Source organism: Rhodococcus sp. NPDC056960 (assembly GCF_042674125.1).
Lineage (GTDB): Bacteria > Actinomycetota > Actinomycetes > Mycobacteriales > Mycobacteriaceae > Rhodococcus_F.
In genome coordinates this window covers 118,373-144,486 of sequence record NZ_JBHURF010000002.1, presented here as the reverse complement: position 1 = coordinate 144,486, position 26,114 = coordinate 118,373, and the positions used below count along the sequence as shown (strand labels likewise).

At 66.4% G+C, this 26,114-nt stretch carries 29 protein-coding genes; 12 read left to right on the top strand and 17 right to left on the bottom strand.

Annotated features, from left to right (window positions below; translation table 11 throughout):
- Window positions 1-254: 254 nt before the first annotated feature.
- Both ACFTWF_RS03710 and ACFTWF_RS03705 read left to right on the top strand, forming a co-directional pair.
- A complete protein-coding gene (locus ACFTWF_RS03710) occupies window positions 255-1,523 on the top strand; it encodes an aconitase X (protein WP_378459922.1) in 1,269 nt (422 codons plus the stop codon).
- Window positions 1,520-1,972 carry an aconitase X swivel domain-containing protein gene (locus ACFTWF_RS03705; RefSeq protein WP_378459921.1) on the top strand — a complete coding sequence of 151 codons (453 nt, stop codon included), beginning with the start codon at window positions 1,520-1,522 and terminating at the stop codon, window positions 1,970-1,972. The genes ACFTWF_RS03710 and ACFTWF_RS03705 overlap by 4 nt, the downstream gene beginning before the upstream one ends.
- 2 nt (window positions 1,973-1,974) lie before the next feature.
- On the opposite strand, the gene ACFTWF_RS03700 is transcribed toward ACFTWF_RS03705, so the two are convergent.
- The gene (locus ACFTWF_RS03700) at window positions 1,975-2,850 is read right to left on the bottom strand and encodes an ornithine cyclodeaminase family protein (RefSeq protein ID WP_378459920.1); all 876 of its coding nucleotides are present in this window, start codon (window positions 2,848-2,850) and stop codon (window positions 1,975-1,977) included.
- Between the two features lie 133 nt (window positions 2,851-2,983).
- A complete protein-coding gene (locus ACFTWF_RS03695; protein ID WP_378459919.1) occupies window positions 2,984-4,087 on the bottom strand; it encodes a cis-3-hydroxy-L-proline dehydratase in 1,104 nt (367 codons plus the stop codon).
- A 2-nt stretch (window positions 4,088-4,089) separates the two neighbouring features.
- Between ACFTWF_RS03695 and ACFTWF_RS03690 the strand changes: the two genes are divergently transcribed.
- A complete protein-coding gene (locus tag ACFTWF_RS03690; RefSeq protein ID WP_378459918.1) occupies window positions 4,090-5,244 on the top strand; it encodes a GlxA family transcriptional regulator in 1,155 nt (384 codons plus the stop codon).
- Window positions 5,245-5,302: 58 nt separating this feature from the next.
- Complete coding sequence (locus ACFTWF_RS03685) at window positions 5,303-6,679, top strand: MFS transporter (protein WP_378459917.1); 1,377 nt, start codon at window positions 5,303-5,305, stop codon at window positions 6,677-6,679.
- A gap of 59 nt (window positions 6,680-6,738) precedes the next feature.
- On the opposite strand, the gene ACFTWF_RS03680 is transcribed toward ACFTWF_RS03685, so the two are convergent.
- The gene (locus tag ACFTWF_RS03680) at window positions 6,739-7,386 is read right to left on the bottom strand and encodes a PAS and ANTAR domain-containing protein (RefSeq protein ID WP_378459916.1); all 648 of its coding nucleotides are present in this window, start codon (window positions 7,384-7,386) and stop codon (window positions 6,739-6,741) included.
- A 98-nt stretch (window positions 7,387-7,484) separates the two neighbouring features.
- Here ACFTWF_RS03680 and ACFTWF_RS03675 point away from each other — a divergent pair, with 98 nt between their 5' ends.
- The 6 genes from ACFTWF_RS03675 (at window position 7,485) to ACFTWF_RS03650 (ending at window position 12,938) form a co-directional block, all read left to right on the top strand.
- On the top strand, window positions 7,485-7,970 hold the full coding sequence (locus ACFTWF_RS03675; RefSeq protein ID WP_378459915.1) for a hypothetical protein: 486 nt from the start codon (window positions 7,485-7,487) through the stop codon (window positions 7,968-7,970).
- 131 nt (window positions 7,971-8,101) lie between these two features.
- Window positions 8,102-8,509, top strand: a complete 408-nt coding sequence (locus tag ACFTWF_RS03670) for a substrate-binding domain-containing protein (protein WP_378459914.1) — start codon at window positions 8,102-8,104, stop codon at window positions 8,507-8,509.
- Window positions 8,510-8,584: 75 nt separating this feature from the next.
- The gene (locus ACFTWF_RS03665; protein WP_378459913.1) at window positions 8,585-9,727 is read left to right on the top strand and encodes a CdaR family transcriptional regulator; all 1,143 of its coding nucleotides are present in this window, start codon (window positions 8,585-8,587) and stop codon (window positions 9,725-9,727) included.
- A 100-nt stretch (window positions 9,728-9,827) separates the two neighbouring features.
- Window positions 9,828-11,024, top strand: coding sequence for a glycerate kinase (locus tag ACFTWF_RS03660; protein WP_378459912.1), 1,197 nt, complete (start codon window positions 9,828-9,830; stop codon window positions 11,022-11,024).
- 43 nt (window positions 11,025-11,067) lie between these two features.
- A complete protein-coding gene (gene pyk / locus ACFTWF_RS03655; protein ID WP_378459911.1) occupies window positions 11,068-12,546 on the top strand; it encodes a pyruvate kinase in 1,479 nt (492 codons plus the stop codon).
- A 20-nt stretch (window positions 12,547-12,566) separates the two neighbouring features.
- The gene (locus tag ACFTWF_RS03650; RefSeq protein ID WP_378459910.1) at window positions 12,567-12,938 is read left to right on the top strand and encodes a WhiB family transcriptional regulator; all 372 of its coding nucleotides are present in this window, start codon (window positions 12,567-12,569) and stop codon (window positions 12,936-12,938) included.
- 27 nt (window positions 12,939-12,965) lie between these two features.
- Here the strand turns inward: ACFTWF_RS03650 and ACFTWF_RS03645 are convergent, their stop codons facing one another.
- From ACFTWF_RS03645 to styA, 14 genes are all read right to left on the bottom strand, one after another.
- Window positions 12,966-13,208 (bottom strand): hypothetical protein, encoded by a 243-nt coding sequence (locus ACFTWF_RS03645; protein ID WP_378459909.1) that lies wholly within the window; start codon window positions 13,206-13,208, stop codon window positions 12,966-12,968.
- A gap of 120 nt (window positions 13,209-13,328) precedes the next feature.
- Window positions 13,329-13,853 carry a hypothetical protein gene (locus tag ACFTWF_RS03640; protein WP_378459908.1) on the bottom strand — a complete coding sequence of 175 codons (525 nt, stop codon included), beginning with the start codon at window positions 13,851-13,853 and terminating at the stop codon, window positions 13,329-13,331.
- Between the two features lie 51 nt (window positions 13,854-13,904).
- Entirely contained in the window at window positions 13,905-14,552 is a 648-nt protein-coding gene (locus tag ACFTWF_RS03635) for a hypothetical protein (RefSeq protein ID WP_378459907.1), read from the bottom strand.
- A 1-nt stretch (window position 14,553) separates the two neighbouring features.
- Window positions 14,554-15,234, bottom strand: coding sequence for a hypothetical protein (locus ACFTWF_RS03630; protein WP_378459906.1), 681 nt, complete (start codon window positions 15,232-15,234; stop codon window positions 14,554-14,556).
- Between the two features lie 49 nt (window positions 15,235-15,283).
- Entirely contained in the window at window positions 15,284-15,817 is a 534-nt protein-coding gene (locus ACFTWF_RS03625; protein ID WP_378459905.1) for a hypothetical protein, read from the bottom strand.
- Window positions 15,818-15,828: 11 nt separating this feature from the next.
- Complete coding sequence (locus ACFTWF_RS03620) at window positions 15,829-16,485, bottom strand: hypothetical protein (protein WP_378459904.1); 657 nt, start codon at window positions 16,483-16,485, stop codon at window positions 15,829-15,831.
- Entirely contained in the window at window positions 16,482-16,934 is a 453-nt protein-coding gene (locus tag ACFTWF_RS03615) for a hypothetical protein (RefSeq protein ID WP_378459903.1), read from the bottom strand. The genes ACFTWF_RS03620 and ACFTWF_RS03615 overlap by 4 nt, the downstream gene beginning before the upstream one ends.
- A 128-nt stretch (window positions 16,935-17,062) precedes the next feature.
- Window positions 17,063-17,476, bottom strand: coding sequence for a hypothetical protein (locus ACFTWF_RS03610; protein WP_378459902.1), 414 nt, complete (start codon window positions 17,474-17,476; stop codon window positions 17,063-17,065).
- A gap of 217 nt (window positions 17,477-17,693) precedes the next feature.
- Window positions 17,694-18,485, bottom strand: a complete 792-nt coding sequence (locus ACFTWF_RS03605; protein ID WP_378459901.1) for an ABC transporter permease — start codon at window positions 18,483-18,485, stop codon at window positions 17,694-17,696.
- Entirely contained in the window at window positions 18,482-19,429 is a 948-nt protein-coding gene (locus ACFTWF_RS03600; protein WP_378459900.1) for an ABC transporter ATP-binding protein, read from the bottom strand. Before ACFTWF_RS03600 ends, ACFTWF_RS03605 begins: the two co-directional genes overlap by 4 nt.
- Before the next feature lie 82 nt (window positions 19,430-19,511).
- Entirely contained in the window at window positions 19,512-21,002 is a 1,491-nt protein-coding gene (styD, locus tag ACFTWF_RS03595; RefSeq protein WP_378459899.1) for a phenylacetaldehyde dehydrogenase StyD, read from the bottom strand.
- A gap of 76 nt (window positions 21,003-21,078) precedes the next feature.
- On the bottom strand, window positions 21,079-21,585 hold the full coding sequence (styC, locus tag ACFTWF_RS03590) for a styrene-oxide isomerase StyC (RefSeq protein ID WP_378459898.1): 507 nt from the start codon (window positions 21,583-21,585) through the stop codon (window positions 21,079-21,081).
- A gap of 63 nt (window positions 21,586-21,648) precedes the next feature.
- A complete protein-coding gene (gene styB / locus ACFTWF_RS03585) occupies window positions 21,649-22,164 on the bottom strand; it encodes a styrene monooxygenase NADH-dependent flavin reductase subunit StyB (protein WP_378459897.1) in 516 nt (171 codons plus the stop codon).
- Window positions 22,164-23,441, bottom strand: coding sequence for a styrene monooxygenase subunit StyA (gene styA / locus ACFTWF_RS03580; RefSeq protein ID WP_378459896.1), 1,278 nt, complete (start codon window positions 23,439-23,441; stop codon window positions 22,164-22,166). Before styA ends, styB begins: the two co-directional genes overlap by 1 nt.
- Window positions 23,442-23,836: 395 nt before the next feature.
- On the opposite strand from styA, the gene ACFTWF_RS03575 reads away from it, so the two are divergent.
- Together ACFTWF_RS03575 and ACFTWF_RS03570 are read left to right on the top strand one after the other, a co-directional pair.
- A complete protein-coding gene (locus ACFTWF_RS03575) occupies window positions 23,837-24,850 on the top strand; it encodes an AraC family transcriptional regulator (RefSeq protein ID WP_378459895.1) in 1,014 nt (337 codons plus the stop codon).
- Window positions 24,851-25,088: 238 nt separating this feature from the next.
- Window positions 25,089-26,072 carry a helix-turn-helix domain-containing protein gene (locus ACFTWF_RS03570; protein ID WP_378459894.1) on the top strand — a complete coding sequence of 328 codons (984 nt, stop codon included), beginning with the start codon at window positions 25,089-25,091 and terminating at the stop codon, window positions 26,070-26,072.
- The last annotated feature ends 42 nt before the right edge of the window (window positions 26,073-26,114 follow it).

The window sequence follows — 26,114 nt, the reverse complement described above, 5'->3', positions numbered from 1 at the left end:
ACCTGAGTTGATTTGACGGTCATGATCGAGCCACGCCGGATCATGTCGCCACCGGGCGAGCGTGCGATCTCGGTCGGCCGGAGATTCGGTCTAGCCACGCTCGCGCCGCCGGTGTACGCTCTAATCACGTTGTCGACAATAGACAAACTCAGTTCCCCTTCCCCGGTTGTACGTGCCGAGGCTCAGTCGACAACGAAGAACGGCCGTGCTTTTCCGGCCGGTGCAAACGAGAGACCGGAGAGGAAGCCAAGACGGTGACAGACACGACCACCATCGAGCTGACCGCCCTCGAGGAGCGGATGCTCGCCGGCGACGAGGGGCCCGCCACTGCCTTGGCGATGCGCATCGTCATCGTCGCCGCGCGGACGCAGCGCGCTTCCCTATTACTGCCCGTGCGCTCCGCGCACGTCGACAGCTGCCTGTACCACGGGCCGTCGAGTCTGGATTTCGTCCGCACGCTCATCGAGGGTGGGGGTGAGGTTCGGGTTCCCACCACGCTGAACGTCGGCGGCCTCGACCTCAATCGGCCCGACCTGTTCCGCGGTGCCCAGCAGGCGGGCGCGGCGGCCAGGGAGCTGATGGAGGGCTACGTGAAGTTGGGATGTCAGCCGACCTTCACATGCGCGCCCTACCAGCTGCCGGGGCGGCCCGAGTTCGGCGAGGACGTCGCCTGGGCCGAATCCAACGCAATCGTCTTCGGCAACAGCATGATCGGTCTGCGTACCAATCGCTACGGAGATCTGATCGACGTCTGCGCAGCCATCACCGGACGCGTTCCGTATTCCGGCTTGCACATCGAGTCGAATCGGCGCGCGAGCGTCGTCTTCACACTCGACGACGACGTGATCGCATCCACCGATTCCGACCTGCTGCCTGCGCTTCTGGGGCATCACGTGGGTCGTCGAACCGGTACCCATATTCCGGCCGTCGCCGGGCTCGACTCCGTCACGATCACGGAGGACTGGGGAAAGAACTTCGGTGCGGCCGCAGCGAGTAGCGGCGGTGTGGCGATGTTCCATCTGGTCGGCGCCACCCCCGAAGCACCGGACCTGCAGACCGCCCTGCAGGGCGGAACGCCGTTGCGCGAGGAACGGATATCGCTCGACGACCTCCGGAGGGCTCGCCGTGAACTCACCACCGCGACCGCGGACGCACCCCTCGGCGGGGTCAGTATCGGCACCCCGCACCTCTCACGCAGTCAGCTCGTCGCGATGGCCACGCAACTTCGCGGTCACGAGGTACGGGTGCCGACCTACGCCACGACGAGCCGAGCCGTACTGTCGGCCGAGCCCGACGCCGAGCGGCAACTGGAAGAAAGCGGAGTCACGATCGTGCGCGACACCTGCACCTACGGCCAGTCGGTCATCATGGAACCGGCCGGCGCCGTCATGACCAACTCGGCCAAATGGGCGTACTACGCGCCCGCACACCTGGGCTTCTCCGTCGTATTGGCGAGCCTGACCGACTGCCTGCGCAGCGCCGTTCGCGGCGAGATCACCCTGACGGACGGAGAACTCTCGTGACAAGCCGACGACTCGACGCCGAACTGATCCTCGGCGGGGCCGCCTCCGCACCGCTGCTGGTGCTGCGCGAACCGGTGAGTTTCTGGGGCGGCGTCGACGATCAAGACGGAACGATCATCGATCGCAACCACCCTCAACAGGGCACCAGTCTGGCGGGAACGGCCCTGTTGATGGACGGCAGTCGCGGTTCGAGTTCGTCGAGCAGCACCTTCCTCGAATGCGTCCGGCTGGGCACGGCTCCCGCAATTCTGCTGTTCACCGAACGCGACACGATTCTCACCGTCGCGGCGGCCGCAGCGTGGGAAATCTACGGGACCGGCCCCACCGTGCTGATCCTGCCCGAGATGCCGGACCTCGCCGGCGTCCACACGATCACCGTCGACGATGAAGGTGTCCTCCATGCGAGGTCGGACGTGGAAGAGACGTCCGCGAGCGGCGGGCGCACCTAGCGTCAGCTCAGACGCGCGATCACGTACTGGCTGACGACCAGATCCAGATGCGCGCCACCGGCATTCTTGTACGCGGTGATCTCATCGCGCCCGCGCTCGAAGGCAGCCTGCCTGCTGAGATCGAACAGATCTCCCTCGATGCACGCCTCGTCGATGACCCCCGCCTCGAGCGGGATGAGGATGTCTCCCGCCACCGCGGCCGACCGGCGGTCGTCGACGAATATCCTTGCCTTGCCCAGCAGTTCGTTGTCCGCCTCCTGCATGTCCGGGCGAAAGCCGCCGACCAGGTCGACGTGGGTGCCGGGGCGGACGTGGCGTCCGTGGATCAGGGGGGTGGAGGTGCTGGTGGCGGCGCTGATGATGTCGGCTCGTGCCACGGCCTGGTCGAGGTCGCCGACGACGACCGCGTCGATGCCCCGAGCCTGCAGGTCTGCCCGCGCCTCCCCCAGCTTCTGCGGCGAGCGGTTCCACAGCAACACCTGGCGAAGCGACGGGCGGATGTGCAGGTAGGCGTCGGTCAATGCCCTGGCCACCGGTCCGGAACCGAGCACCAGGAGCACGCTGCTGTCCTCGCGGCTCAGGCTGCGCGCGGCCAGGGCCGAATCGGCCGCGGTCTTGGCGGCGGTGACGGCCGGGCCGTCGAGCACGGCGGCGATGGCCTTGGTGGTCTGGTCGATCACCAGGAACGCCGCATGCTCGGTGGGCAGCGGTGGAACGGCCTGGGCATTGGCAGTGTGGATGGAGGCGACCTTGAGCCCCGCGCCGCGACCCGGCAGGATCGTGCCGCGGCTGAACAGCCCGTAGTCTGAATCGCCGACGAAGTAGCTCTCGCCCAGCGGCCTCGGGCCGAGATGGGCGTCGTGCAGCGCTCGCAGCACCCCTTCCCAGTCCAGTACCGACCGAATCTGTTGTGCCGAAATCACTTGCATCTTCTGATCCCCACGAAATTCCGGGAAGGGTCGGGGCCGAGAACGTCGCTCAGTTTCACGGCCCCGCGGACCTGACGGGCTGCTATCGCCCGATGACAGCCACCGGCTTGCCGAGCACCGCAATGTCGGGTGTCACGCCCAGCCCCGGCGCCGAAGACGCGACCATGTAGCCGTCCTTGATCACCGGCCCGCCGTCGGCGATCTGCACGCTGTGGTACTCGTGGAAGGCCGAGGACTGGAAGTGGAAACCCTGCGGCGTGGAATGCGCCAGGTGTGCAATGGCCGCGGTGGCGATCTCGCCTCCCCAGGTGTCCTCGATGGTCATGGTGATGCCGAGCGTCGCGCACAGGTCGCGGAACTGCCGGGCCCGGGTCAGACCGCCGACGCGACTGACCTTGAGGTTGACCACATCCATCGCACTGTCCTGGAAACCGCGCATGAGCACGCGCGGATCGTCCATGCACTCGTCGAGGATGAACGGATGGTCGGTGTGCCGGCGCACCGCCAGGCACTCTTCGTACGACAGGCACGGCTGCTCGATGTAGATGTCGACATCGCGAACAGCCTTCACGACGCGGATCGCCTCGTGTTGCTTCCAGCCGGTATTGGCATCCGCCGCAAGGACATTGCCGGCCTGCAACACCTCGGACACCGCGAGGATGCGTTCGATGTCCTCCCCGGCGTCGGCACCGACCTTCATCTGGAACTGGCGAAAGCCCTGCTGCTGGTAGTCGGCCAGCTTGCCGGCCATCGCGGCGGGGTCCTGGCGGCTGATCACCTTGAACAGGGTGACCTCCTCCTGCAGCAGGCCGCCCAACAGGTTGTACACCGGTTGCCCGGTGGCCTTGCCGAGCAGGTCCCAGCAGGCCATGTCGATGGCCGACTTGACGTAGGGGTGGCCCTTGAGAAGTGCGTCCATGGTCTGGTTGATCCGGCCGATCTGCAGCGGATCCTCACCGATCAGGCCCTGGGCGATCTGCGCCAGGCCGACCCGCGCACCCTCGGCGTAGGCCGGTAGATACGACGGTCCCAGCGGGCAGATTTCGCCGACACCGGTCAGTCCGCTATCGGTCTCGATGATCAGCACGGTGCTGTCGAAGGCGGCGAAGCTCTGGGTGGACCAGCTGTAGGCACCCTCCTTCAGCGGAAGGTCGACCTGGTGGATAGCGATGCGGGTGATTTCCATGGATGCCGCTCCTGCGTCGGAAGTACGAACGAACGAGCACCACGTTATTTGCCATGCATGTCTGCGTGATTGTAGATTCCGGACCGGTAATGGTACGTCTCGACGGTACCGACGGAGACAGCATGCAACCGGATCTCGCCTACCTCGGCCCCGGCCCCAGCAGGCCCGCCCCGCAGGTCGACACGCCGCTGAGGGTCGGCATCGCCCCCACCCCGGATTTCACTCTGATGTCGCTGTCGTGCTTCGTCGAGTTCCTGCGCCTGTCGGCGGACGAGCGCGACTTCAGCCGGCAGGTCTACTGCGCCTGGGACCTGCTGTCCCACGACGACCAGCCGATCACCTCCAGCTGCGGGTTCCCCATGGTGCCGACCCGGCGCTTCGGGGACCCACGCGATTACGACTACATCGTCGTCCACGGCGGGATCCTCCACGGCACGACCCCGATCCCGGGCGCCCTGTTCGCGTTCGTCGAAGAGGCGGTGGCAGCCGGGGTGCCCGTAGTAGGGCTGTGCACCGGTCAATTCGTTCTCGCCCGCCTCGGCCTACTCGACGACAGTCGCTGCGCGGTGCATTTCTCCATGGCTTCGGCCCTGCAGCAATTGCATCCGCAGGTCATTCCCGTCACCGACCAGCCGGTGGTGCGCGACGGTGGCTTCATCACCTGTCCCGGAGGGCTGGCATCGATCAACCTGGCAATGCAGCTGGTGACCGAGCACTGCGGCAGCGTGCGATCGGACAAGACCTTGCATTACCTGATGGCCGACCGCGGCTTCGACGAGATACAGGCACTGAAGCAGGATCCCGACATCGGCCTGAAATGCCCGGACCAGCGGGTAGTCAACGCCGTGGGACTGATGCGCCAACGTCTGTACGAGACCGGCACGGTGGCCGATATCGCCAAGGCCGTCGGCGTCACCGAGCGCGAGCTGACTCGGCTGTTCAAGCAGCACCTGCGCACGCCACCTGCGCAGTACTGGCGGCAGATCCGTCTGAAAGCGGCGCACTGGATGGTGCTCAACAGCAACCGTTCGCTCACCCAGATCGCCCACGAATGCGGCTTCACCGACAGTTCGCACCTGATCCACTGGTTCAAGCGCGCCTACCAGGTGACGCCCTCACGCCTGCGCAGTGTCCGCAACGAGTTGGGCGTCCACTGATCCGGTCACATGTGGACGCGTCCACATGGGGCGCACACTGGTACGAGATAGGAACCCGATGTCGGAGACGAAGAGTCCGGTAGAGACTCCCATCAGGAAATGGCCCCGCAAGGTCAAGACCGCGGTGGTCGGCGCGACGGTGGGCAACATCCTGGAGTGGTACGACTATTTCGTCTACGGGACGCTCGCCGGCCTGGTGTTCCCCGCATTGTTCTTCCCCGACGTGGATCCGTTCATCGGAACGGTCGCGTCCTTCTCGACGTTCTTCGTCGGCTTCCTCGCTCGCCCACTCGGCGGCATCATCTTCGGTCATTTCGGTGACAAGTACGGCCGAAAAAACACCCTCCTCGCATCGCTTCTGACAATGTGCGCCGGCTCGCTCGCGATCGGCCTGATGCCCACCTTCGATCAGATCGGACTGTGGGCACCGGTTCTCCTGGTGGTCGCTCGCTTCGTCCAGGGCATCGGTGTCGGCGGCGAATGGGGCGGCGCGGTAATCCTTGCGTCCGAATGGGCTCCCAAGACGCGGCGCGGACTGGTGACCAGCTTCGTCGAGATAGCGGCACCCGTGGCCACCCTCCTTGCCGTTGGTGCCGTCAGCCTCTCGGCCTCGATCTCCGGAGACACGTTCGACGACACCGGCCTGACAGCAGGATGGCGGTGGCCGTTCTACATCTCGGTCCTGATCGCCGTCGTCGGCTTCTACCTTCGGTCGAAGGTCGACGAATCGCCCGAATTCGAAGAAGCGAAAGCCACGCGCGGAGACACGAAGGAAGCCAACTCACCCCTGCGTTCGCTGATGCGGAAACAGTGGCGCGAGGTCCTGCTCTGCACCGCCCTGCGAGCGGCCGAGAACTCGTCGTATTACATCTTCGCGACGTTCTCCATCCCGCTCGCGATCATGTACGTCGGGCTTGCCGAACAGACCATCCTGAACGCCTTGGCTGTCGCCTCGGGAATCTGCATTCCCTTCATGCTCTACGCGGGTCACCTGTCCGACCGAATCGGGCGCACGAAGGTCTACGTGGGCAGTGCCGCGTTCATGGCGCTCGCAACGATCGGGTTCTTCGCCACGCTGCAATTCGGCAGTGAAGCACTGATCATCGTGGCCTTCTCCGGGTCACTGATTCCGTGGGCACTGCATTACGGGGCGCAGCCGGCGCTCATCATCGAGTCCTTCGGCGTCCTCCAGCGCTACTCCGGGGCGAGCATCGGATACCAGGTGGCGTCGCCACTCTGGGGCGGGCTGTCACCACTGATCGCGACCCTCCTCGTCCAGATCAACCCCTGGCTCGTCGCCGCCTACCTCGTCGTTCTCTGCGGTTTGACCATCGTCGCCACACTCCTCCTCGTGCGGGTTCGCGCGAAAGCCCTACGCGAGGAACAGGAATTGATCACCGACGGGAACAGCACGACGGAACAGGCAGTGCAGTAGCGGAATCACCGTCTTGCGACGCTAGCCGGCCCCGACGCTGTCAGCTCGGGATCCGTTTCCTATTCCGGCTGCCGGGCTCGCTCGTGTGCGGTGAGGATGAGGTGGTCGAATCGGGTGCGTAGGTGGGTGTCGGGTTCGCAGTCGGCGAGGCCGGCGACGATCTGTTCGGCGATCGTGCGGAGGCGGGTGTTGGTCTCCTGGGAACGCCAGGTGAGGATGTCGAAGGCGCGGGCGGCGGGAATGCCGTAGACGAGCATGAGGGCACCCTTGGCCTGTTCGATCACCGCCCGCGACTGGGCGAGTTCGGCGACGGCCTCGTCGACGGAGCCGTTGAGGTCGGTGCGGTACGAGTCGGTGATGTCGACGTAGAAGCCGGAGGTACCGATCACCGTCCCGCTGTCGTCGAACATGCGATCGCCGACAACCACGACCTGCCGGACCTTTCCGGTGGTGTCGATGATGCGGTGTTTGCTGCTGAACGGTTCGGCGGCGTTGACGGTCCGGTCCAGCACCCGGGCGACATTCGGCTGGTCTTCGGGGTGCTTGTGGGAGAGCAGCAGCTCGGTGGTGGGGGTGACCTCGCCGGGCCGGTAGCCGTGCATCTGGGCGACGGTGTCGGACCATTCCCACCGTTGTCCGTCGAGGTAGAACCGGAAACTGCCTACCCGCTGCGGCTCACCGCCACCGAGAACCTGCTCTGAATCCACCCCAAAGTTCTACCGCACCGCCGCCCCGGGGGCGAGTAGGTAATGCCTGGGCACGACCCCTGGTGTGTGAGGTCGGGCCCTGCGGGGAACTCTTCCTCATGGCTTCGACTGCCGGCAGTCCGATCAGCCCCGCCGCTCTGGGTGGGCGTTTGACGTGGCTGATCGGAGAACGGGACAGCGCCGCGCTGGCCCACGAGGTGTCCGCGGTCAGCCTCGAGCCTCGTCCCGACTCCGGTCGCCCGCGATACGAAGACGTGCTGGCGTGGGTGATGGAGTCGATCGTCGAGGTGGTCGAGGCCCGGCTGGGCGCGGCGCCTCCAGGGGAGACGTTCCTGCTGGAAGTCCGCCGCACGGACGGGGGCGCAGTCACCGCGGCCGAGTTGCCGGCCTCGGGAGAGTGGGTGCTGCGGACCGCCGCAGCGTTCCTCGCCGACGACCCCGCCGCGGGACGGCATCAGCTCGCGGTGGCGGCGCGGCAACTCGAACCGTTGAGGCGGGCGGAGACCCTCACCGATGCCCTGATCTGGCTGGACTTCCTCCTCGACGTCGATCTGCCCGACCCACCGGACGTCCCCACCCGCTGAGCGCACAGTGCCGTCGAGTCGCCCGCGGCGACGCGGTGTCAGGTGCCCTCCCCGCAGGCGACGGGTGGCCGAGCGCGGCGCGTGGCGAGCTGTTCGAGGGAGTGTCGGTGCTCCGGTGATACCTCGAGGCGATGCACTCCCACGGGCTCGGGCAGTACGCCCGTGTCCTGCCCGGCGACTACACCGAGCTGTCCGGCTCCGCGGCCGCGCGCACCCTCCTCGACGGCGATACACTCCCGACCGCCGTGGTCGCCGGCAACGACCAGTGCGCGGTCGGCGTCCTCGACGAACTGCGCCGATCCGGAATCGACGTTCCCGGGCAGGCCTCGATCGTCGGATACGACGACAGCCGCCTCGTCCGACTCGCCCACGTCGACCTGACCACCGTCCGTCAGGACGCCGAGCAGCTCGTGCGGCTCGCGGTCGCTGCCGTCGTCGAACTCCTCTACAGCGCAACGGAACTCGACCGCGAACCGCGCGTCTTTTCGCTGTCCCCGCATCTGGTGGTCCGAGGATCCACCACGCGGCCCCGAGCCTAACGTTCCCACTCGCAACCTGCTGTAGCCGACCGCCACCTCGCGCCACCCCGTGCGAAGCGCGCCTAGTCTTACTGCATGACGTGGGCGGTGCAGGGCGGCGACGAGGACGAGTTCGCATACGTGTTCACCGATGAACTCGCTCAGCGTGTGGTGGATCAGGTGAGCCCCCGACTGGCCTACAACGTCAATCTGATGGACCGCAAAGGCCGCATCATCGGGTCGGTCGACGGGTCACGAATCGGCACAGTGCATGCCGGCGCACTCCAGGCCATCCGGGACGGGCGGCCCGTCCTCGTGGACACCGACGAACAGTCTGCGGACGTTCGAGCCGGGATCAACATCCCCCTGGCGCTCGACGGGCGGATCGTCGGAGTCGTGGGGGTCACGGGCGATCCCGGGGAGGTCGAGTCGGTAGGCAACGTCCTCGCGCTCACCGTCGAACTGTTGTTGCGGAACGAACAGCACCGGGACAGTTCGCGGTGGCGAGAGACAGCCGTGCGCGAACTACTCCTCGGCCTGGTGAACGGTACCGTCGCCGAGACCGGCCTGCTGGAAGCGTTGCGCCACATCGGTTCACCGATGACCCCACCGTGGAACGTCACCGCGGTCATCCCGGCGGCGGGCAGCGGGTCGTGGTCGCTGCCGTCGTCGACCTCGGTGGCCCTGCTTCGCAGGATTCAGGGAACCTCCCACGTGGTTGCGGCCGAGCTGCAGGGTGCGGTGTGGGTTCTGAGCGGGTCGGCGACGGACCGCGAGCTGGCCGCGACGTGGGAGCGACTGCGCTCCGCCGACGTACGTCTCGTCACCGGCAGGCGTGAGGCCTCGGCCCGCGAATTGTCGGTGGACGCCGCGCGACTCGGCATACTCCTTGCCCGGGCGCACCTGCTGCCGGCCGACAGCGAGATCGAACTGTCCGCACTCGCGCCCGAAGTTGCTGTCGCACAGCAGTCTCGAGACATTTCGCACGACACCGTGGAGCGGGTCCTCACACCCCTCTCCACGATTCTGCGCGACACCGCTCGCGCCTTCCTGGCGCAGAACCTGTCGATCGCGGCGGCGGCGACGGCTCTCGACGTGCACCGCAACACCTTGGTCCAGCGGCTCGATCGGATCGAGCAGCTGACCGGGTTGAACCTGCGCACCTTCGACCACGCGGTCGCCATGCGACTGGCCCTCCTCGCGGCCACGGTACTGAAAGATCCCCACCACGAAGCCTGACCCACTATCCGATCTACACATGTTTCCGAGGACGAATCCGCGCCAGAACTGTGCATATTGCACATACCGCATCGGGGGTAGGCGACCTACGCTTCATCTCATGCGAAAGCGCACACCCACCGTTGTCCTCGCTCCCGACTCGTTCAAGGGGAGCCTCCCCGCCGTCGAGGTCGCGGCCGCGATGGCGGCCGGGGTCCGGCTGGCGCTCGGCGCCGATGTCGACATCGTGCAGTGCCCTCTCGCCGACGGTGGCGAGGGAACCCTGCAGACGTTTCTCTCGGCGGGTAACGCCGCGCCCCGCCTGATCGACGCTCACGACGCGGCCGGGCGCCCACGGCGTGCGCGCTACGGGCTGTCGAACAGCGGCACCGTCGCGATCATCGAGGCCGCGGAAGCGAACGGTCTGCCGCACGTGGCGGACATTCCGCCGGCGCCGATGCAGGCGGACACGTACGGCGTCGGTGAAATCGCTGTGAGCGCACTGGAAGACGGTGTCAACGAGATCCTGCTGTGTATTGGAGGCAGCGCCACCACCGACGGGGGCACCGGGATGCTCCGCGCACTCGGGGTCCGATTCCTCGACGAACACGGACAGGACGTGGAAACCGGCGGCGCCGGGCTCGGACGCATCGTCGCGGTCGACGAGTCGCGCCTTCACCCCCGGGCACGGGCGGTGCGCTGGCGCGTCGCGACCGACGTCGACAACCCGCTCTGCGGGGATAACGGCGCCGCCGCGGTCTTCGGACCGCAGAAGGGCGCCACCCCCGACCAGGTTCGCGCACTCGATTCCGGACTCGAACAGTTGGCGGCCACCCTCCGCACCACCTACGGGACCGACGTCCTGGCATTGCGCGGCGCGGGGGCGGCCGGCGGCATGCCCGCCTGCCTGAGCACACTCCTCGGCGCGGAACTGGTACCCGGGATCGACCTCGTCGCGGACACGGTGGGACTGCGGTCGCTGTGCGCCGACGCCGACCTGGTGATCACGGGAGAGGGGGCCTTCGACGCGCAGTCACTGCAGGGGAAGGTGGTGCAGGGCGTCGTGCGCCAGACCCCGGCGGATTGCCCCGTCGTCGTGATCGCCGGGACCGTTCGCCTGCCCGCGGCCGCAATTCGTGCAGCGGGGGTCTCGGCGGCATTCTCCATCGCCCGTGGGCCCGCGGAACTTCAGGACCTGCTCGACAACAGCGCCGAACTCCTCCTCGACACCGCCGCCCAGGTCGCCGGACTCGTCGGCAGTCGATGGGCGCAGTCCGTTCCCGCCGGCGAGCCGTCGGTCGGCATCCTCAGTGGATAGAGCTCCGGCACAACCATTTCCGCACCCATTCGCGAGGAGTCACATGACCGCCATCGATCTCGAACAACCGGCGACACCCACCGCACAGCCCGGACTGCTCGGCACCTCCCGGCGCACGAAGATCGTATGCACACTTGGACCTGCTACCGCCACCGGTGACCGTATTCGCGAACTCGTCGAAAGCGGTATGGACGTGGCCCGGCTGAATTTCAGCCACGGAGATCATTCCGACCACGAGGAGAACTACAAGCGGGTGCGGGCCGCCTCGGATGCGACGGGCAAGGCCGTCGGTGTCCTCGCGGACCTGCAGGGTCCGAAGATCCGGCTCGGCCGGTTCGCCGAGGACCGCACCACGTGGGCCGACGGGGAGGTCGTGCGGATCACCGTCGACGACGTCGAGGGCACCCACGACCGGGTCTCGACCACCTACAAGCAGCTCGCCGAGGACGCCAGGCCGGGTGATCGGCTGCTCGTCGACGACGGCAAGGTCGGTCTCGTCGTCACCGGGGTCGAGGGCAACGACGTGGTGTGCCGGGTCACCGAGGGTGGTCCGGTGTCCAACAACAAGGGTGTGTCGCTGCCGGGGATGAACGTCTCGGTCCCGGCGCTGTCGGAGAAGGACATCGCGGACCTCGAGTTCGCGCTCGGTCTCGGTGTCGATTTCATCGCGTTGTCGTTTGTGCGGTCCCCGGCGGATGTGGAGCTGGTGCACGCGGTGATGGATCGGGTCGGCCGCCGGATCCCGGTGATCGCGAAGCTCGAGAAGCCGGAGGCGATCGACAACCTCGAGGCGATCGTGCTGGCGTTCGACGCGGTGATGGTCGCGCGCGGTGACCTGGGGGTGGAGTTGCCGCTCGAGCAGGTGCCGTTGGTGCAGAAGCGGGTCATTCAGATCGCGCGGGAGAACGCGAAGCCGGTGATCGTGGCCACGCAGATGCTGGAGTCGATGATCGAGAATTCGCGGCCGACGCGGGCGGAGGCGTCCGATGTGGCCAATGCCGTCCTCGACGGTGCGGATGCGGTGATGCTGTCCGGGGAGACGTCGGTCGGCAAGTATGTGATGGAGACGGTGCGCACGATGGCGCGGATCGTGGAGGCGGTCGAGCACGAGTCGACGCAGGTGCCGCCGTTGACGCATGTGCCGCGGACCAAGCGGGGGGTCATCTCGTATGCGGCCCGGGACATCGGGGAGCGTCTGGATGCGAAGGCGTTGGTGGCGTTCACGCAGTCCGGGGACACGGTGCGCCGGTTGGCGCGGTTGCACACGCCGTTGCCGTTGCTGGCGTTCACGCCGTTGCCGGAGGTGCGCAGTCAGTTGTCGCTGACGTGGGGCACGGAGACGTTCATCGTCGATCCGGTCGACAGCACCGACGCGATGGTGCGTCAGGTCGACCACGCCCTGTTGGGGTTGGGCCGGTACCAGAAGGGTGAGTTGGTGGTCATCGTCGCCGGTTCCCCGCCGGGCACCGTAGGCTCGACGAACCTGATCCACGTCCACAGAATCGGCGAAGACGACCACTAGGCGTCGGAAACCACTACCCCATGCCATCTCTGACACTCACCGTCCGTCTGCTGAAACCCCACTCCGACCTGTGGGACTGGCAGACCCGTGCACTGTGCCGAACCACCCGGACGGACGTCTTCTTCGGACCGGACACCGAGAACCGGGCAATGCGCAGTCGCCGCGAGAAGCAGGCGAAGGAATTCTGCCGGAGCTGCCCGGTCCGGCACGAGTGCCTTCGCCACGCACTCGACGTCGGCGAACCCTACGGCGTCTGGGGCGGGCTGACCGAATCGGATCGGCGCTTCGGCGTCAATCGCCGTCAACAACAGCCACAGCCGAAACGCACTCCGCCACGGGCACTTCGCATCTCACCGCGGCACCCCCGCCCCGGGCGCGTCGTCACGCGGTGAGCTCTTGTCTGTGCACGTTGCCGGTTATCAGACGCCGAACGGGTGTGTCCTGCGCCGGCGTGCGGAGCTGGTGACCTTTTCGGTGCAGTACGCACGGAGGTACTGCTTGGCGGGGAATTCGAGTTCGCTGCGCGTGTCGACCATGGTGAGGACCCGGCGGTAGAACACTTCGGGGGTGAGACCGAATTCGGGGAAGATGTGTTCGTCGCCGCCCCCGTAGTTGCACCACCGCAGGGTGTACTCGAGCAGGGCCTGATCGTAGGGATCCATGTCGTTCTCCGTCGTACTTCGGATGGTTGATTCATGAGGTGCACCGTGTGGGGTGCGGTCCCTCGTTCGTGCTCCTCCGACAAGCACGAGCGAGGGGGTGGGTGTTACAACCCCACCGGCCTACTCTCCGATGACGGGGAGTATCAGCGAGATCCGCAGCTTCGAGTCGATTTCCTGCGAGAGGGCGAGGGACTGGTCCAACAGCGGGGCGAGGGTCTGCACCTTTCCGTCGGCGTCTCCGAGGGTGTGCACGATCTGTTCGGCCGGGACGGCGGCGGCGTTGGCCTGATCGGTGGCCGACGAGCCGGCGTCGATGATGTCGGCGAGTGGGGCGTCGGCGGACTCGAGTGCGTCACCGAGCGACGCGAGTTGGGTGCCGAGGTCGCCGAGGGTCTGGTCGGCGCGGGTCAGGGAGTCGAGGACTCCCACCACCTCGGGCAGGCCCTGGTTGATGGCAGCGTTCGCGGGAGGCAGCTCCTTCGCTCCCGCCAACGCGTCGTTGGTGGTCTTGTCAACCGTTTGTGCTTGTACGACACCGTCTTTGAAGATGTCGTTGGTGATGGCGAGGTCCCTGGTGACGATCAGGATGCCACACAGGAGCGCGATGGTGAAGGCTGCGGTGATTGCCCAGGAGAGCCGAAACATCGTCTGTGTTCTGCCTTTCACTCGGTTGCGGCCGGATCGGACGCGCGAGCGTTACGGGGTGGGAGCGGTTGCGATGCCCAGGGGTGGGAGGTTGAGGGAGTTGACCGGGGGACCGACCACCGCGAGCAGTGGCCCCATTTCCTGGACGTGCCGGGCTTCTTCCTGCACGTTCGACAGGGTCGCGGCGATGGCGGTGGCCTTCGGGCCGAGCGCGCCCAGGGTGCCTTCGATGGTGGTCAGCCCGGTGTTGATCGTTTCGAGTTGGGTGGTGACCGATCCGACGGCCGTGGACAGTCCCGCGACGGTGGGGCCGGCCTGGTTGGCCCGGCCGGTGACGTTCGCGACCAGATCCGGCAGCGGACCCGCGATGGCGCTGACGTCGCCGGTGGAGGAGTTCAGCGTTTTCGCCTGCCCGGTCAGCTCGCCGGCCTTGTCGGTGAGGCCTTCGAGGTCATTGGCGAGCGGGCCCAGGGTCTGGATGTCTCCGGCGAGTTGGGCGTGCTTGGGTACGAGAATGCCTGTGAGGGTGTCGAACTGGTCCGCGGAGTCGATGACCTCCAGGCTGAGCTGGGACGGCCGGCCGAGGGGGTCGACGACGTCGTCGAGTCCTGGAAGGAAGCCGTTGACGGCGCACAGCAGCACCGCCGGTGCCACGCCGAGCCCGAGGACGACCCCGAGCCATGCCTTCTTGGTGATCACTTCAGTTGCCTCCCGGTGCAGGAATGATGGCGTCTTGTGCCGGTATCAGCGCCAGCTTGTTGGTCGTGCGGGTGAGTTCGCTGTTGAGCTGGTTGACCAGGTCGATGGCGGTGGTGAGTTCGTTGTCGACGTCGGAGACGGTGGTGTCGGCGTCCGCGGAGATCTGGTGCAGTGAGGCGGCCGATCCCTGCAGGGTGGTGGCGACGCCTTCGAGCTGCCCGGCGATCGCGGTGTCGCCCTGACCGGCGGCGAGCAGGGCCCGCGCGTCCGGCAGCAGCGCCGAGAGGTGGTCGACGTCGGTCGCGGTGGCGGTGTTGAGCTGTGCCAGGACCCCGGCGAGTTCGTCGAGTTGCCTGCGGGCGGTGGCCGGTGCGGTCAGGTCGGCGCGCTGGGCGAAGTAGTCGTTGGTCGTCCGGAAGTTGTCCACGATGGTGCGGGCGCTGTCCTGGACGAGCTGACCTTTGTGGATGGCCATCAGGACCAGCGCGAACAGCACGAGCGCCATCACCGCAGCGAGGCGGCCCATCCATTCGGTGGCCACGGTGAATCCGTTCGGCGCCGTCGCCGCGGCCGCTGCGCCCTTGCGGTGTGGCAGCGCCGATGCGGGAACATCGGAACGCTGGAGTCCGGCCAGGCCGCGGCGTGGATATGCCTCATCTGGCAAGTCGGTGCCCTTCTTCATGTCACGTCCAAGTCAGTCGGTTGTCGGATCAAAGGAATGGGGGGTTCGCTCAGCCGGGCAGGGGCAGCATCTGGTTGATCGTCTGCGCCGCAGCGACCGACCCCTGCAGATCGCTGACCAGGCCCTGCACGATGGCCAGCAGTTGGCGGCCCTGATCGCCGAACGCGTCGGCGGACTCGACCAGCGGCAACACGGTGTTCTGGACTTCGCCGAGGATGCCCTGGATGTTGGTCAGTTGCTGGTTGGTCAGCTGAGCACCGTCGGTGCTACTGGACAGCATCTGCGCGGCCGGGGAGATCGCCTCGTCCAGCTTGACCAGCAACGGGCCCAGGGCCGCAGTGGAATCGAGGGCAGTCTGCGCGGTGTGGGTGAGCTCGGTGAGCTGCTGCAGCTGACCGGTGAGCCGGTCGTTGACGTCGACGATCGCCTGGGAGGCGGTGATGCTGGTTTCGTTGGCCTTTTGCTGGTTGTCGAGTCGGGTGTTGAGGTTGAACACCACGAATGCGAGCAGGCTGAGCACGCCTACCGCGACGACCGACAGCACCAGTCGGGCCGAACCGCCGCGGCGTCCGAAGAAAATCACGGGTACATCTCCTACTTTCCGGACAGATCGTTGGCGGACGATTCCGCGGACACACGGGCACTGTGGACCTTCTCGGCCGTCGAGCGTGCGTCGACGAGGATTGCGTCCAGGGTCGCCCGGTCGGCGGCGACGGCGGCAGTGGCGCCGTCGGCCGCGGGCTGCAGCGAATTGATGTGCGCGGTCAAGGTATCGAGGGAGGCCACCAGGTCGGTCACGTTCGCCCCGGCCTGATCCAACGTCGCCTGGACGTCCCCGCTGATCTGTCCGGTCAGGGTGTTCAGCTCCGCGGTCACCGCAGCGTCGGTGCTCAGCACATTGGCCAGCGAGGTCTTCATCTTCGCAAGCGAGTCGAACGCGGCGAGGGTGACCTTCTCGTGCTCGACGATCTGGTCGAGGGCCGGGTTGTAGTTGCCCGCCGAGACCACCGCCTGATCGAGCCGGTACGGCGTCGCCGTCAGATCGTAGATCCGCGGATACAGATAGAACGCACCGACCGGGATCAGCGCGGCCACGAGCAGACCGCGGGCGATGTTCATCTTCGCCGAGGCGCGCGGCGGCTGTTCCGGTTCGGGCGCGTCGGCGTCACCGATATAGGGCAATGCGAAGACGTCGGTGCGGTCGTCGAGGGCGTGAGCGTTCGGGCGCCCTCGGCCCGAGACGGCGGTCATGCGTCGACGACCGAGACCAACGCGATCGTGCGCAGCGCTGTCACGGTGTGGGTCAGCAGTCCCTTGACGACGAGCTTGTGCTGGAGGATCTGACCGAGGACGGACATGCCGCGGCCGGTGAAGAAGCCCACCGGAACCAGGCCGCCGGCCTTCATCGGCAACTGCGAGACATCGAGGATCTGATCGACGGTCGCCATCACCGTCACGGCGGGTTTGCCGACGATGTCGTTGTAGACCACGGCCTCGTCGCTGCCGAAGATGATGGTGCAGGCGGTCTCGGTGTCGGTGCTGTAGATGGCCACCGGCCGGGAGATGCGGCGCGCGAACTTCACGCGGGAGGGAAAGTTGTCGAGATTCTGCCCGAGCAGCATCCCGACGATACCGGCGACGCCGTTGGCGTCCTGGCCGTCGTACAAGGTGACGGCATAGCCTGTCTCGACGGTTGTCATGGGTCGAAGCCTTTCCAAGCAGGGTGATCGATCGAAGGGGTCGGTCCCGCGCGGGACTCACCGACGGTGCGGACGACGAGTCCCGCGCGAGGGGCGAACTGGTGCGAGTGCGACGGTTGCCGAGGGTGTTACACGTCCCAGTCGGTGGGGATCTGTCCCCAGGTGCGCAGGAAGGCGTTGAGGGCGCCGGCATTCTCGATCGCCGCGGACATCGGGCCCTTGGCGAACTTGACCAGCCCCTTCATCAGGAGCTTTCCGCCCTCTTCCTCACCGGCGGCCGCGGTCTGCCAGGTCTCGAAGCTGCCGTTGATGACCAGCCACAGATCACCCTGGTCGAACACGCGCGGCGACCAGGAGACGATCTTGCCCTCCTTGAATTCGAGGTGGCTGGCGACGTCGTCGCGGCCGATCACGCCGAACTCCATCTTGTTGGTGAACGACGATGCGTCCTTGAATCCGGCGAGGACGTCCGGGTTCGCGTTGACGGCCTCGCGTGCGGCGTCACACCATTCCTGCGAGAAGAACTTCAGCTTGTCGTTCATGTAATCTCATCTCCCTTTTCCTGTTTCGCCAGCACGGTGTCGCGCTGGTCGTGATTTCGGGGTAATTCGAGCATCCTGCGCTATTCGGCGTGTCCGGGTCTTGTCATTCTGCGCTCAGATTGTGCGACGATTCCGAACTCGTCCGGCTGCGGTATTTCGGCTCTCTCGCAATGGAAATGACACTCCGATGCGGAAGTAGGACCGGCCCGCAGAGTGGTCAGGCAAATCTGAACGTTCGTCGCGCCACCGCCGCCGCAGCGGCCGTCCACAGCGTCAGCACGGCGAGGCTCGGCAACGCGAGATGACCGTCGTTCGCCTGCTGGAGAGCGGCGGTGAGGGCGCCGGCAGGGGTCACCCCGACCGCGGTCTGTACGGCGTCGGGGGAGTGGTCGGTCAGGCTCGTGACCGAGCACAGACCCAGCTGCACGAACCAGAGGATATTCGCTAGTGCGAGAACGATGTCGGCGCGCATGCTGCCGCCGAGCAGCAGTCCGAGCGTCGCGAAAGCCGCGGTGCCGACGATGATGACCGCAGCGGTGAGGATGAGTTCCAGCGGGTTCGGAATCCAACCGAGGACGAGCGCGATAGTGCCGAGCAGCACCGTCTGCAGGCTGACCACGACCAACACGGCGGCACTCTTACCGGCGATCATCGCCCACTTCGGAATAGCGTTGGCGCCCAATCGTTTCAGTGCCCCGTAGCGGCGGTCGAAGCCGATCGCGATGGCCTGGCCGGTGAACCCGGTGGACATGATCGCGACCGCGAGGACCACCGGGAACACGGTGTCGATGCGCGGCTCGGGAAGGTCGCCGATCGGCAGGACCGTCAGCCCGATCAGGAAGGTGACCGGTAGCAACATCGTCAACAGTTGTTGTTCACCGTTGCGGAGCAGCAGGGTCGCCTCGAGTCGGGTGAGGGCGGCGAGCATGGCCGGTGCGGAGTTCCTGCGCGGTGCCGGGGCGAAGGTGCCGGCAGCGAACACCGGTGCCAGACCGGAGGCGGTGGTCATCGGTAGCTCAACTCCCGCCCGGTGAGGTCGAGGAAGTATTCCTCGAGGCTGCGTTGTTCGACCCGCAGTTCGGTCATGAGCACGTTCATCGCCGTGCACCAGGTGGAGACGGTCGTCAGCAGTTGCGGACTAAGGTGCCCTTCGACCAGGTAGGAGCCCGGGCCGGTCTCGCTGATGCGGTGGGTGCCGGCGAGGGTGGCTTGCAGGGTTGTCAGGTCCAGGCCGGGTATCGCGGTGAACCGCAACTGGTGTTCGGCGCCGCGGCGGACCAACTCCTCCGGGCTGCCGGTGGCCACGATCCGGCCGTGGTCGAGGATAACGACGTCGTCGGCCAGCGCTTCTGCCTCGTCCATCTGATGGGTGGTGAGCACGATGGCGACACCGTCGCGGCGGAGGCTGTCGATCAACTCCCACACCAGGTGCCGGGCTTGGGGGTCGAGTCCGGCGGTCGGCTCGTCCAGGAAGACCAATTCGGGCCGTCCGACGAGCGCACACGCCAGAGACAGAGGCTGCTGCCGGCCGCCGGAGAGACGCTTGTAGGGGGTGCGGACGGCCTCGGTCAATCCGAGGGTCCCGAGCAACCAGTCCGGGTCGAGAGGATCGGCCGCGCACGCCGCGACCACCCGGAGCATCTCGCCGGCGCGAGCACCGGGATAACCACCGCCACCCTGCAACATGACCCCGATACGGGGGCGGAGGGCGTCACCGTCGATGCTCGGGTTCAGCCCGAGCACGGAGATCTCACCCTCGTCCGGAATGGTGAAGCCTTCGCACATCTCGATCGTGGTGGTCTTGCCGGCCCCGTTGGGGCCGAGCAGGGCCAGCACCCGAGCGGGAGCGAGCTGCAGGTCCACCCCGCCCACCGCGGTGGTGTCACCGAACCGTTTGACCACCCCTTTCAACTGGAGACAAGGCTTGTCGGTGCGGGGGCGGTAGGCGTTCATTGCTACTCCGAAGGGGCAGAGGGAAATTCGGGGAGCCGGCTGGTCGACCCGGATCGAGATTCGGGCCGACCAGCCGATGGGTCTAGAGGACGATCGTGACGACCTTTTCCTCGGTATTGGCGAGGATGCCGGCGTAGCCGAGTTCACGGCCGATGCCGGAGGTCTTCATCCCGCCCCAGGGCAGGGCCGGGTCGATGGCGGCCCAGCCGTTGACCCAGACGGCACCGGCGCGAACCTGCCGGGACAGGGTGTGTGCGCGGGAGACGTCCTGGGTCCAGATGCCGGCGGCGAGCCCGTACCGAGTGTCGTTGGCCAGGCGGATCGCCTCCTCCGGATCGTCGAACGGAATGACCGTGCCGACCGGGCCGAAGATCTCTTCCCGTGCGATGGTCATGTCGTTGGTGGCGTCGGCGAAGATCGTCGGCCGCACGAAGTAGCCGGAGTGATCGGGCCGGGTGCCGCCGGCCGCGACGCGGGCGCCTTCCTTCTTGCCCTGCTCGATGTAGGACAGCACGGTGTCACGCTGCTTGGCGCTGACCAGTGCACCGAGAGTGGTGGACGGGTCGAACGGGTCGCCGAGCACCTGCGCGTCCGCGGCTCCGCTGAGGGCCTCGACGACGTCGTTGTAGAGGGAGCGGTGCACGAACACCCGGGTGCCGGCGGCGCAGACCTCACCCTGGTTGAAGAACAGGCCCATCGCGGTGCCCTGCACGGCCGACTCGACGTCGGCGTCGTCGAGGATGATCTGCGGCGACTTGCCGCCGAGTTCGAGGGTGACGCGCTTGAACGTGGCCGCGGCCCGCTGCTGGATCAGCCGGCCGACCGTCGGGGACCCGGTGAAGCTGATCTTGTCGACGTCGGGGTGCTCGACGAGCGCGTTGCCGGTGACCGCGCCGTTGCCCGGCACGATGCTGACCACGCCCGCGGGCAGACCGGCCTCCTCGAGGATCCTGCCCAGGTGCAGGATCGAGAGCGGTGCCTCCTCCGGCGGCTTGACGACGACGGTGTTGCCGCACGCCAGAGCGGGAGCGAGCTTCCAGGCGGCGATCATCAGCGGGGTGTTCCAGGGGACGATCGCGCCGATGACGCCGACCGGTTCCCGGACGGTGAACGAGTGGGTGGGCTTGCCGAAGTACCCTGCGGTCGGGATGACGCTGCCGGTGATCTTGTCGGCCCACCCGGCGAAGTGCCGGAACGTCGCGGCAGCGTTGGGGACGTCGAGCAATTTGGGCTGGCCGACAGGCTTGCCGACGTCGAGGGCCTCGAGAGTGGCGAGGATCTCGATGTCGCGCTCGATCAGATCGGCTATCCGACTGAGGATCTGGCCGCGGACGACCCCGGGTGTTGCACCCCACTGGCCGCCGAGCTGTGCCCGGGCCGCGCGGACGGCGGCGTCGATGTCGTCCGGGGTTCCGGCCGAGACCTCGGCCAGGACCTGTTCGGTGGCGGGATTGACGTCGGTGAAGGTGCCGCCGTCGGAGGCCGGCTGCCACCGGCCGTCGAGGAAGAGCTGGGTGGGGGTCCCGGCCGGCAGCGCCGCACCGACGCCGGGCAGGGTGTCTGCAGTGGTCATCGCAAAGTCTTTCTGGGTAGGTCGGGAAGCGGTGAATCGCGAACCGAACCGGCGGATCCGGTCGGCGAAGGTGGTCTCAGGCATTCGCCGATTCGAGTGCCGTGTCCTCGGCGTCGGTCTGCCGCAGGGCCTTGATGCCGATGATCGCGAGCGCGCCGATGGCGAGGACGCCGAAGACGTACGCCGGGGCCAGCGCGAGAACACCGAAGATGTTGGTCTCACCGAGCCGGTTCGAGCCGAAGCTCAGACCGCGGCTGGGGGCGAAGTTGCTGAAGAAGTAGAAGCAGACGTTGCCCCAGCCGTCGAGGACGATGATGTAGCCGAGCCGCTTGGCGGTCTTGAGGGGGAAGGCGAGCTTGGGCAACGCGAGGCCGATGGCGATCACCATCATGCCGTTGAGAGCGGGCCCGACGTGCGCCTTGGCCCAGCCTTCCGCCGTGCCGGGGATGTTGAAGTTGATGATGTACCCCGGGACGATTTCGAAGCCGCCGACGAGGTTCATCCACAGGAACAGCCCGAAGATCAGGGTGCTGAGGATCATCAGCACACCATGTCCGTAGATCTTGCGTTCGAGCGATTTCATGATTTTCTCCGTGTAGTTCAGGTTGTGGGTGATCGCGCCGGCGGTTGCCCGGAAGGGCACGAGTCAGCGGTCGCCCAGGACGGGTTGGTGGTAGGTGCTGGCGAAGAACATCAGTGGGGAGCCGTCTTCGGATTCGCAGCGGATCACCCGCGCCAGGAACAGGGTGTGGTCGTTGACCTCGATCGTGTCGAAGACCTTGCATTCGAACCGGGCGAGGCTGCCGAACAGGGTGGGCACGTTCTCACCGGCGACGAACTGGGGATGCCAGTCCGAGTCGCGGGTGCCGCAGAAGTAGCGGGAATGCTCCTGCTGGGCCTCGGACAGCACGCTCACTCCGTACCAGCCGCTCTTGCTGATCAGCTCGTGCGCGTATCCGGGCTTGAGCGAGATCATCACCGTCGGCGGGTCGAGGCTGATCGACGTGAAACTGTTGATGGTGGCGCCGTGCACGCCGCCGTCGCCGTCCTGCATGGTCACCACGGCGATACCGGTGGCGAAGAGGGCAACGGAGTTGCGGAACTCCAGCGAGTCGGCCGCGACGTCTACGGGCACGGGGGGAGCTTCGGCCGCGCGGGTCATCACCGTGCTCCCGTCTGTGCGAAAGGGCGAGCGGACTCCTCGGCTCCGGTCTCGTTCGCTTCGATCCAGGCGATCATGTTCTCCGGGCTGGAGAAGATGTCCCACTGCTTCTCGGGGTAGTTGAAGTTCTCGGTGAACCGGTCGGAGAGCTGCTGGTCGGTCAGAACCCGGCCGAGGAACTCGACGAAGTGGTTGGGAAGGTCCCGCATGTTGGTGAGCATGAAGTTGGTCCAGCGGGTGGCACCGAGAACGCGGGTGGCGCGGCGGGCGTCGACGCGCTCGCAGAACAATTCGTCGTAGACCTCGTTGTCGACGATCTCCTCGCCGAGGACGCGTGCGGCGTAGGAGGCCATGTTGCCGCCCTGGCCGAGTACCGGGTCGACGGTGGCGTGCGCGTCGCCGAGCAGTATCGCGAGCTTGCCGTTGTCGAGCTTGACGTGACCGTGCCGGACGGTGGGAGTGACCCCGCCCTGGAGGATGTCGAGGTGGCTGTTGGCGACGTCGAACTCGTTCTCGTCGAGCCGCTCGGCGGTGATCGGGTAGTGCTTGCGCAGCTTCTCGATCATCAGGTCGAGGAACGCCCGCGGGTCGTCCTCGTAGCGGGTGTGGGCGAGAACCTCGAGGTCGCTACCGATATGGTTCTCGAACACCAGGGCGGTGGCGTCGCCACTGAACGTGACGGTGGGGATTTCGATCATCTCGCCGGCGCCGGGGGAAATGCAGAACGTCACCGCCTTCTTCTCCGCCTGCGCGATGCCCTTGAAGATGCCGACACACAAATGGCGCTGCGGTTCGGTGAACGGTGAACTCTGCTCGTCGCGTGCGAACAGGGTGCCCAGCCCACCCTTGCCGGTGCCGATCACGACGAGGTCGTACTCCTCGGACAGGGCGGTGAGGTCCTCGACGCCGATCGGCCGGTACTCGATCTTCCCGCCGCGGGTTTCGAAGTCCTTCATCATCTGCGGCTGCAGGATGCGGTAGTCCACCGCGCGGCTCGGCTTCCCCAGATCCCCGTAGAAACGGATCGGCATGTTCGGGATACCGACGTAGTAGTAGTGCCCCTCGTAACCGTCGTTCGGCCAGTGGTTGATCGCGAGTTCGTCTTCGCGATCGATGGTCACGTAGTGGTGGGCCACGGTGTTCAGCAGCCGGATATTCGCGTATTCCTCGGGACGACGATCCGTGAAAATCGTTGCATCGATGCCCTTCTCGTTGAGGTACAGACCGAGATGCAGGCCTGCGGTGCCGGCTCCGACGATGGCGATTCGCTTGCTCATGGAAGGTCTCCTCCTGCTGACGCGCCGAGACGCGTCGGTGTGTGTGACACGGGATTTCTGGGTGAGCCGACTGCGCTTGTGGTGCGCTCGACGGTGTCTGCACCCGACTTTTGTGGTCAGTTGTGACCCGCATCACGAGTATGTACACGTCGGCACCGATCAGTCATGCACTGAGGCGCACGGATACTTGGAGAAAACCGCACACCGAGTTGTGTGCCGACCTCGCCCGAACCGGCACACCGCCCCGCACCTGTCCCATTTGTGCGGTATCGGCCGCCGAGTGGCCGGTATCGTGCCTCGACGGCGATGCCACCTGCCAAGATCTGGTGTGGATCCGGCGGATTCGGGAAGAGCAGGCGTGCGCGTAGCGTGGGGTCATTGGAGGCGATGGGACGATGCAGGGGTCGCCGAAAGCGGCGGGTGAGGCAGCTGGTGCGCCGGCGGAGCGTGAGGTCCGCGCGTTCGAGGCCACCGATCCCGACCATGCACAGGCTGCACTCGGACGCACCTACTTTCCGCACCGACTGGACCAGCTCGGCACGGGTGGGAACATGGACATGGCACTGCACCTGGTCGAACTCGGACCGCTGACGGTGGGGCGGCTGAGCTACGGGGTCGAGGTCAGCCTCGACCTCGGCGAACTCGGCAACGCCTACAACGTCGCCATCCCGCTCGCCGGGCGGCACGAGACGGAATCAGCTGGTCAAACACATATTTTCGCGCCCGGCCGCGCCTGCATCTACCTCCCGCACCGACCGTCCCGAATCGCGCATTGGAGCGCGGACGGCGTCCAGTACGGGATAAAATTCGACCGCGACTACCTCGAGGGGGAGCTGCAAGGAATCCTCGGGCATCCGACGCGGGGACCGGTGACGTTCGACCCCGTCCTCGACCTGTCGAATCCCCACGTCAGCAGCTGGCTGGCGTTAGTGAAAACCCTCGTCGCGGATCTCGACAAGGATCACAGCATGTTGTACTCACCACTGGTCTCACGGCCGCTCGTGGAGGCTCTGACCAGCGGTTTATTGCTCGCAACAAATCACGACTACCGGGATCTGCTCGACACTCGCGTGCCGGCAGCCCGCCCGAGAACGGTCAAAGCGGCCCTCGACGCCCTGCATGCACACCCCGAGGAAACCTGGACCGTGCGAGCCCTCGCCGACCTGGTCGGCGTCAGTGTGCGCACGTTGCAGGACGGATTCTCCCGATACGTCGGCGCTTCGCCGATGGCGTACCTGCGCGGCCTTCGCCTCGAACGCGCGCACGAAGACCTGCTCGCTGCCGATCCGCGCTACGACGCGGTCTCGGATATCGCCTACCGCTGGGGCTTTCGGCACCTCGGCCGGTTCTCCGTCGAATATCGCAAACGGTACGGCCAGCCTCCCTCCGCCACCCTGACCGGGTCGTAACCGCCGCCGAGAAAAGGGAGCGGCAAAGTCGTTGCGCAATGCGGATAGTCTCTGCGCTCGACGGACAGGGCCCCGCCCTCGTTGCGTCTATCGTTGCCGACAGAGGGCAGTACCCCGCCGGATGTAATGTCAAAAGTGTTGTTCCGGAACAGGTATGGAGTCCTCGAATGCCATGCGCGGGACATCCGCCGCATGAGTGACGAGCTACGCCGGCCGGCTGCCGAGTGAGGACCGATCCGTGAGTTCCCTGCATTCGTTCAACGACCTTCCCGCACAGGAAAAATTCGACGCCTGGCGCGAGACGGTGTCCAACGCTTTCGTTCCCCTGGATGCCACGTCGCACACCCCCGCCGCCTTCACCGGAAATCTGCTGTCCGAAGCCATCGGATCGCTGCAGGTCTCCGAGGTGACCGGAGGAGCCGTCGAAGTGCGCCGCACCCCCGATGCGATCCGCCGGTCGGATCCCGGGTACCTGAAACTGGGCATGCAGATCCGCGGCTACTGCGTCCTGAGTCAGGACGACCGCGAAGCCGCCCTGACCCCAGGCGACTTCAGCATGTACGACACCGGCCGACCCTACCGGGTGTCGTTCGAACGGGACTTCGCGCAGCTGGTGGTGATGTTCCCGCACGAGTTGATTCATCTGCGTCCGGACGCGATGAAGGACATGACCGCTCGCCGAGTGTCCGGTCGCCGAGGCGTCGGCGGATTGGTGTCGAAGCTCCTCGTCGGCATCGCCGAACAACTCCGCGGCATCGAAGAACTCGCCGCCAACCAGCAGTTGTCGAGCGGGGTCCTCAACCTGCTCGCCGCCGCACTGTCCGAACAACTCGGCTGTGAGTCGAATGTTCCCCCGGAAACACACAAGGCCGCCCTGGTGTTGCAGATCAAATCGTTCATCAACGCTCACCTCGACGATCCCGAGCTGAGCTCGGCACCGATCGCCCGCGCCCACAACATCTCGGCCCGCTATCTGCAGAAGCTGTTCGAGGGCGAAGGAACCACCGCCACCGAATGGATCCGCCACCGCCGCCTCGAACACTGCCGTCGTGACCTCGCCGATCCCCGGAACAGCGGCACACCGATCGCGACCATCGCCGCCCAGTGGGGACTTCTCGACTCCTCGTACTTCTCCAAGCTGTTCAAGACCACTTACGGCATCTCTCCCCGCGAATTCCGGGCACAGGCATCCCACGCCGCCGCCGAAGGCGTGCAGGCCTGAGACCGGACCGTGCGAGTGCAAGTGCAGACCGCCCCCTACGCG

Excerpts from the sequence above, each read along its gene's own strand:
- ACFTWF_RS03575 (WP_378459895.1), top strand. The coding sequence starts at position 23,837 with ATGCAGGGGTCGCCGAAAGCGGCGGGTGAGGCAGCTGGTGCGCCGGCG.
- ACFTWF_RS03695 (WP_378459919.1), bottom strand. The coding sequence starts at position 4,087 with ATGGAAATCACCCGCATCGCTATCCACCAGGTCGACCTTCCGCTGAAG.
- ACFTWF_RS03610 (WP_378459902.1), bottom strand. The coding sequence starts at position 17,476 with ATGAACGACAAGCTGAAGTTCTTCTCGCAGGAATGGTGTGACGCCGCA.
- ACFTWF_RS03685 (WP_378459917.1), top strand. The coding sequence starts at position 5,303 with ATGTCGGAGACGAAGAGTCCGGTAGAGACTCCCATCAGGAAATGGCCC.
- ACFTWF_RS03645 (WP_378459909.1), bottom strand. The coding sequence starts at position 13,208 with ATGGATCCCTACGATCAGGCCCTGCTCGAGTACACCCTGCGGTGGTGC.
- ACFTWF_RS03630 (WP_378459906.1), bottom strand. The coding sequence starts at position 15,234 with ATGAAGAAGGGCACCGACTTGCCAGATGAGGCATATCCACGCCGCGGC.
- styD (WP_378459899.1), bottom strand. The coding sequence starts at position 21,002 with ATGACCACTGCAGACACCCTGCCCGGCGTCGGTGCGGCGCTGCCGGCC.
- styC (WP_378459898.1), bottom strand. The coding sequence starts at position 21,585 with ATGAAATCGCTCGAACGCAAGATCTACGGACATGGTGTGCTGATGATC.
- ACFTWF_RS03650 (WP_378459910.1), top strand. The coding sequence starts at position 12,567 with ATGCCATCTCTGACACTCACCGTCCGTCTGCTGAAACCCCACTCCGAC.
- pyk (WP_378459911.1), top strand. The coding sequence starts at position 11,068 with ATGACCGCCATCGATCTCGAACAACCGGCGACACCCACCGCACAGCCC.
- ACFTWF_RS03675 (WP_378459915.1), top strand. The coding sequence starts at position 7,485 with ATGGCTTCGACTGCCGGCAGTCCGATCAGCCCCGCCGCTCTGGGTGGG.
- ACFTWF_RS03670 (WP_378459914.1), top strand. The coding sequence starts at position 8,102 with ATGCACTCCCACGGGCTCGGGCAGTACGCCCGTGTCCTGCCCGGCGAC.
- styB (WP_378459897.1), bottom strand. The coding sequence starts at position 22,164 with ATGACCCGCGCGGCCGAAGCTCCCCCCGTGCCCGTAGACGTCGCGGCC.
- ACFTWF_RS03665 (WP_378459913.1), top strand. The coding sequence starts at position 8,585 with ATGACGTGGGCGGTGCAGGGCGGCGACGAGGACGAGTTCGCATACGTG.
- ACFTWF_RS03615 (WP_378459903.1), bottom strand. The coding sequence starts at position 16,934 with ATGACAACCGTCGAGACAGGCTATGCCGTCACCTTGTACGACGGCCAG.
- ACFTWF_RS03600 (WP_378459900.1), bottom strand. The coding sequence starts at position 19,429 with ATGAACGCCTACCGCCCCCGCACCGACAAGCCTTGTCTCCAGTTGAAA.
- ACFTWF_RS03620 (WP_378459904.1), bottom strand. The coding sequence starts at position 16,485 with ATGACCGCCGTCTCGGGCCGAGGGCGCCCGAACGCTCACGCCCTCGAC.
- ACFTWF_RS03690 (WP_378459918.1), top strand. The coding sequence starts at position 4,090 with ATGCCGCTCCTGCGTCGGAAGTACGAACGAACGAGCACCACGTTATTT.
- ACFTWF_RS03660 (WP_378459912.1), top strand. The coding sequence starts at position 9,828 with ATGCGAAAGCGCACACCCACCGTTGTCCTCGCTCCCGACTCGTTCAAG.
- ACFTWF_RS03640 (WP_378459908.1), bottom strand. The coding sequence starts at position 13,853 with ATGTTTCGGCTCTCCTGGGCAATCACCGCAGCCTTCACCATCGCGCTC.
- ACFTWF_RS03605 (WP_378459901.1), bottom strand. The coding sequence starts at position 18,485 with ATGACCACCGCCTCCGGTCTGGCACCGGTGTTCGCTGCCGGCACCTTC.
- styA (WP_378459896.1), bottom strand. The coding sequence starts at position 23,441 with ATGAGCAAGCGAATCGCCATCGTCGGAGCCGGCACCGCAGGCCTGCAT.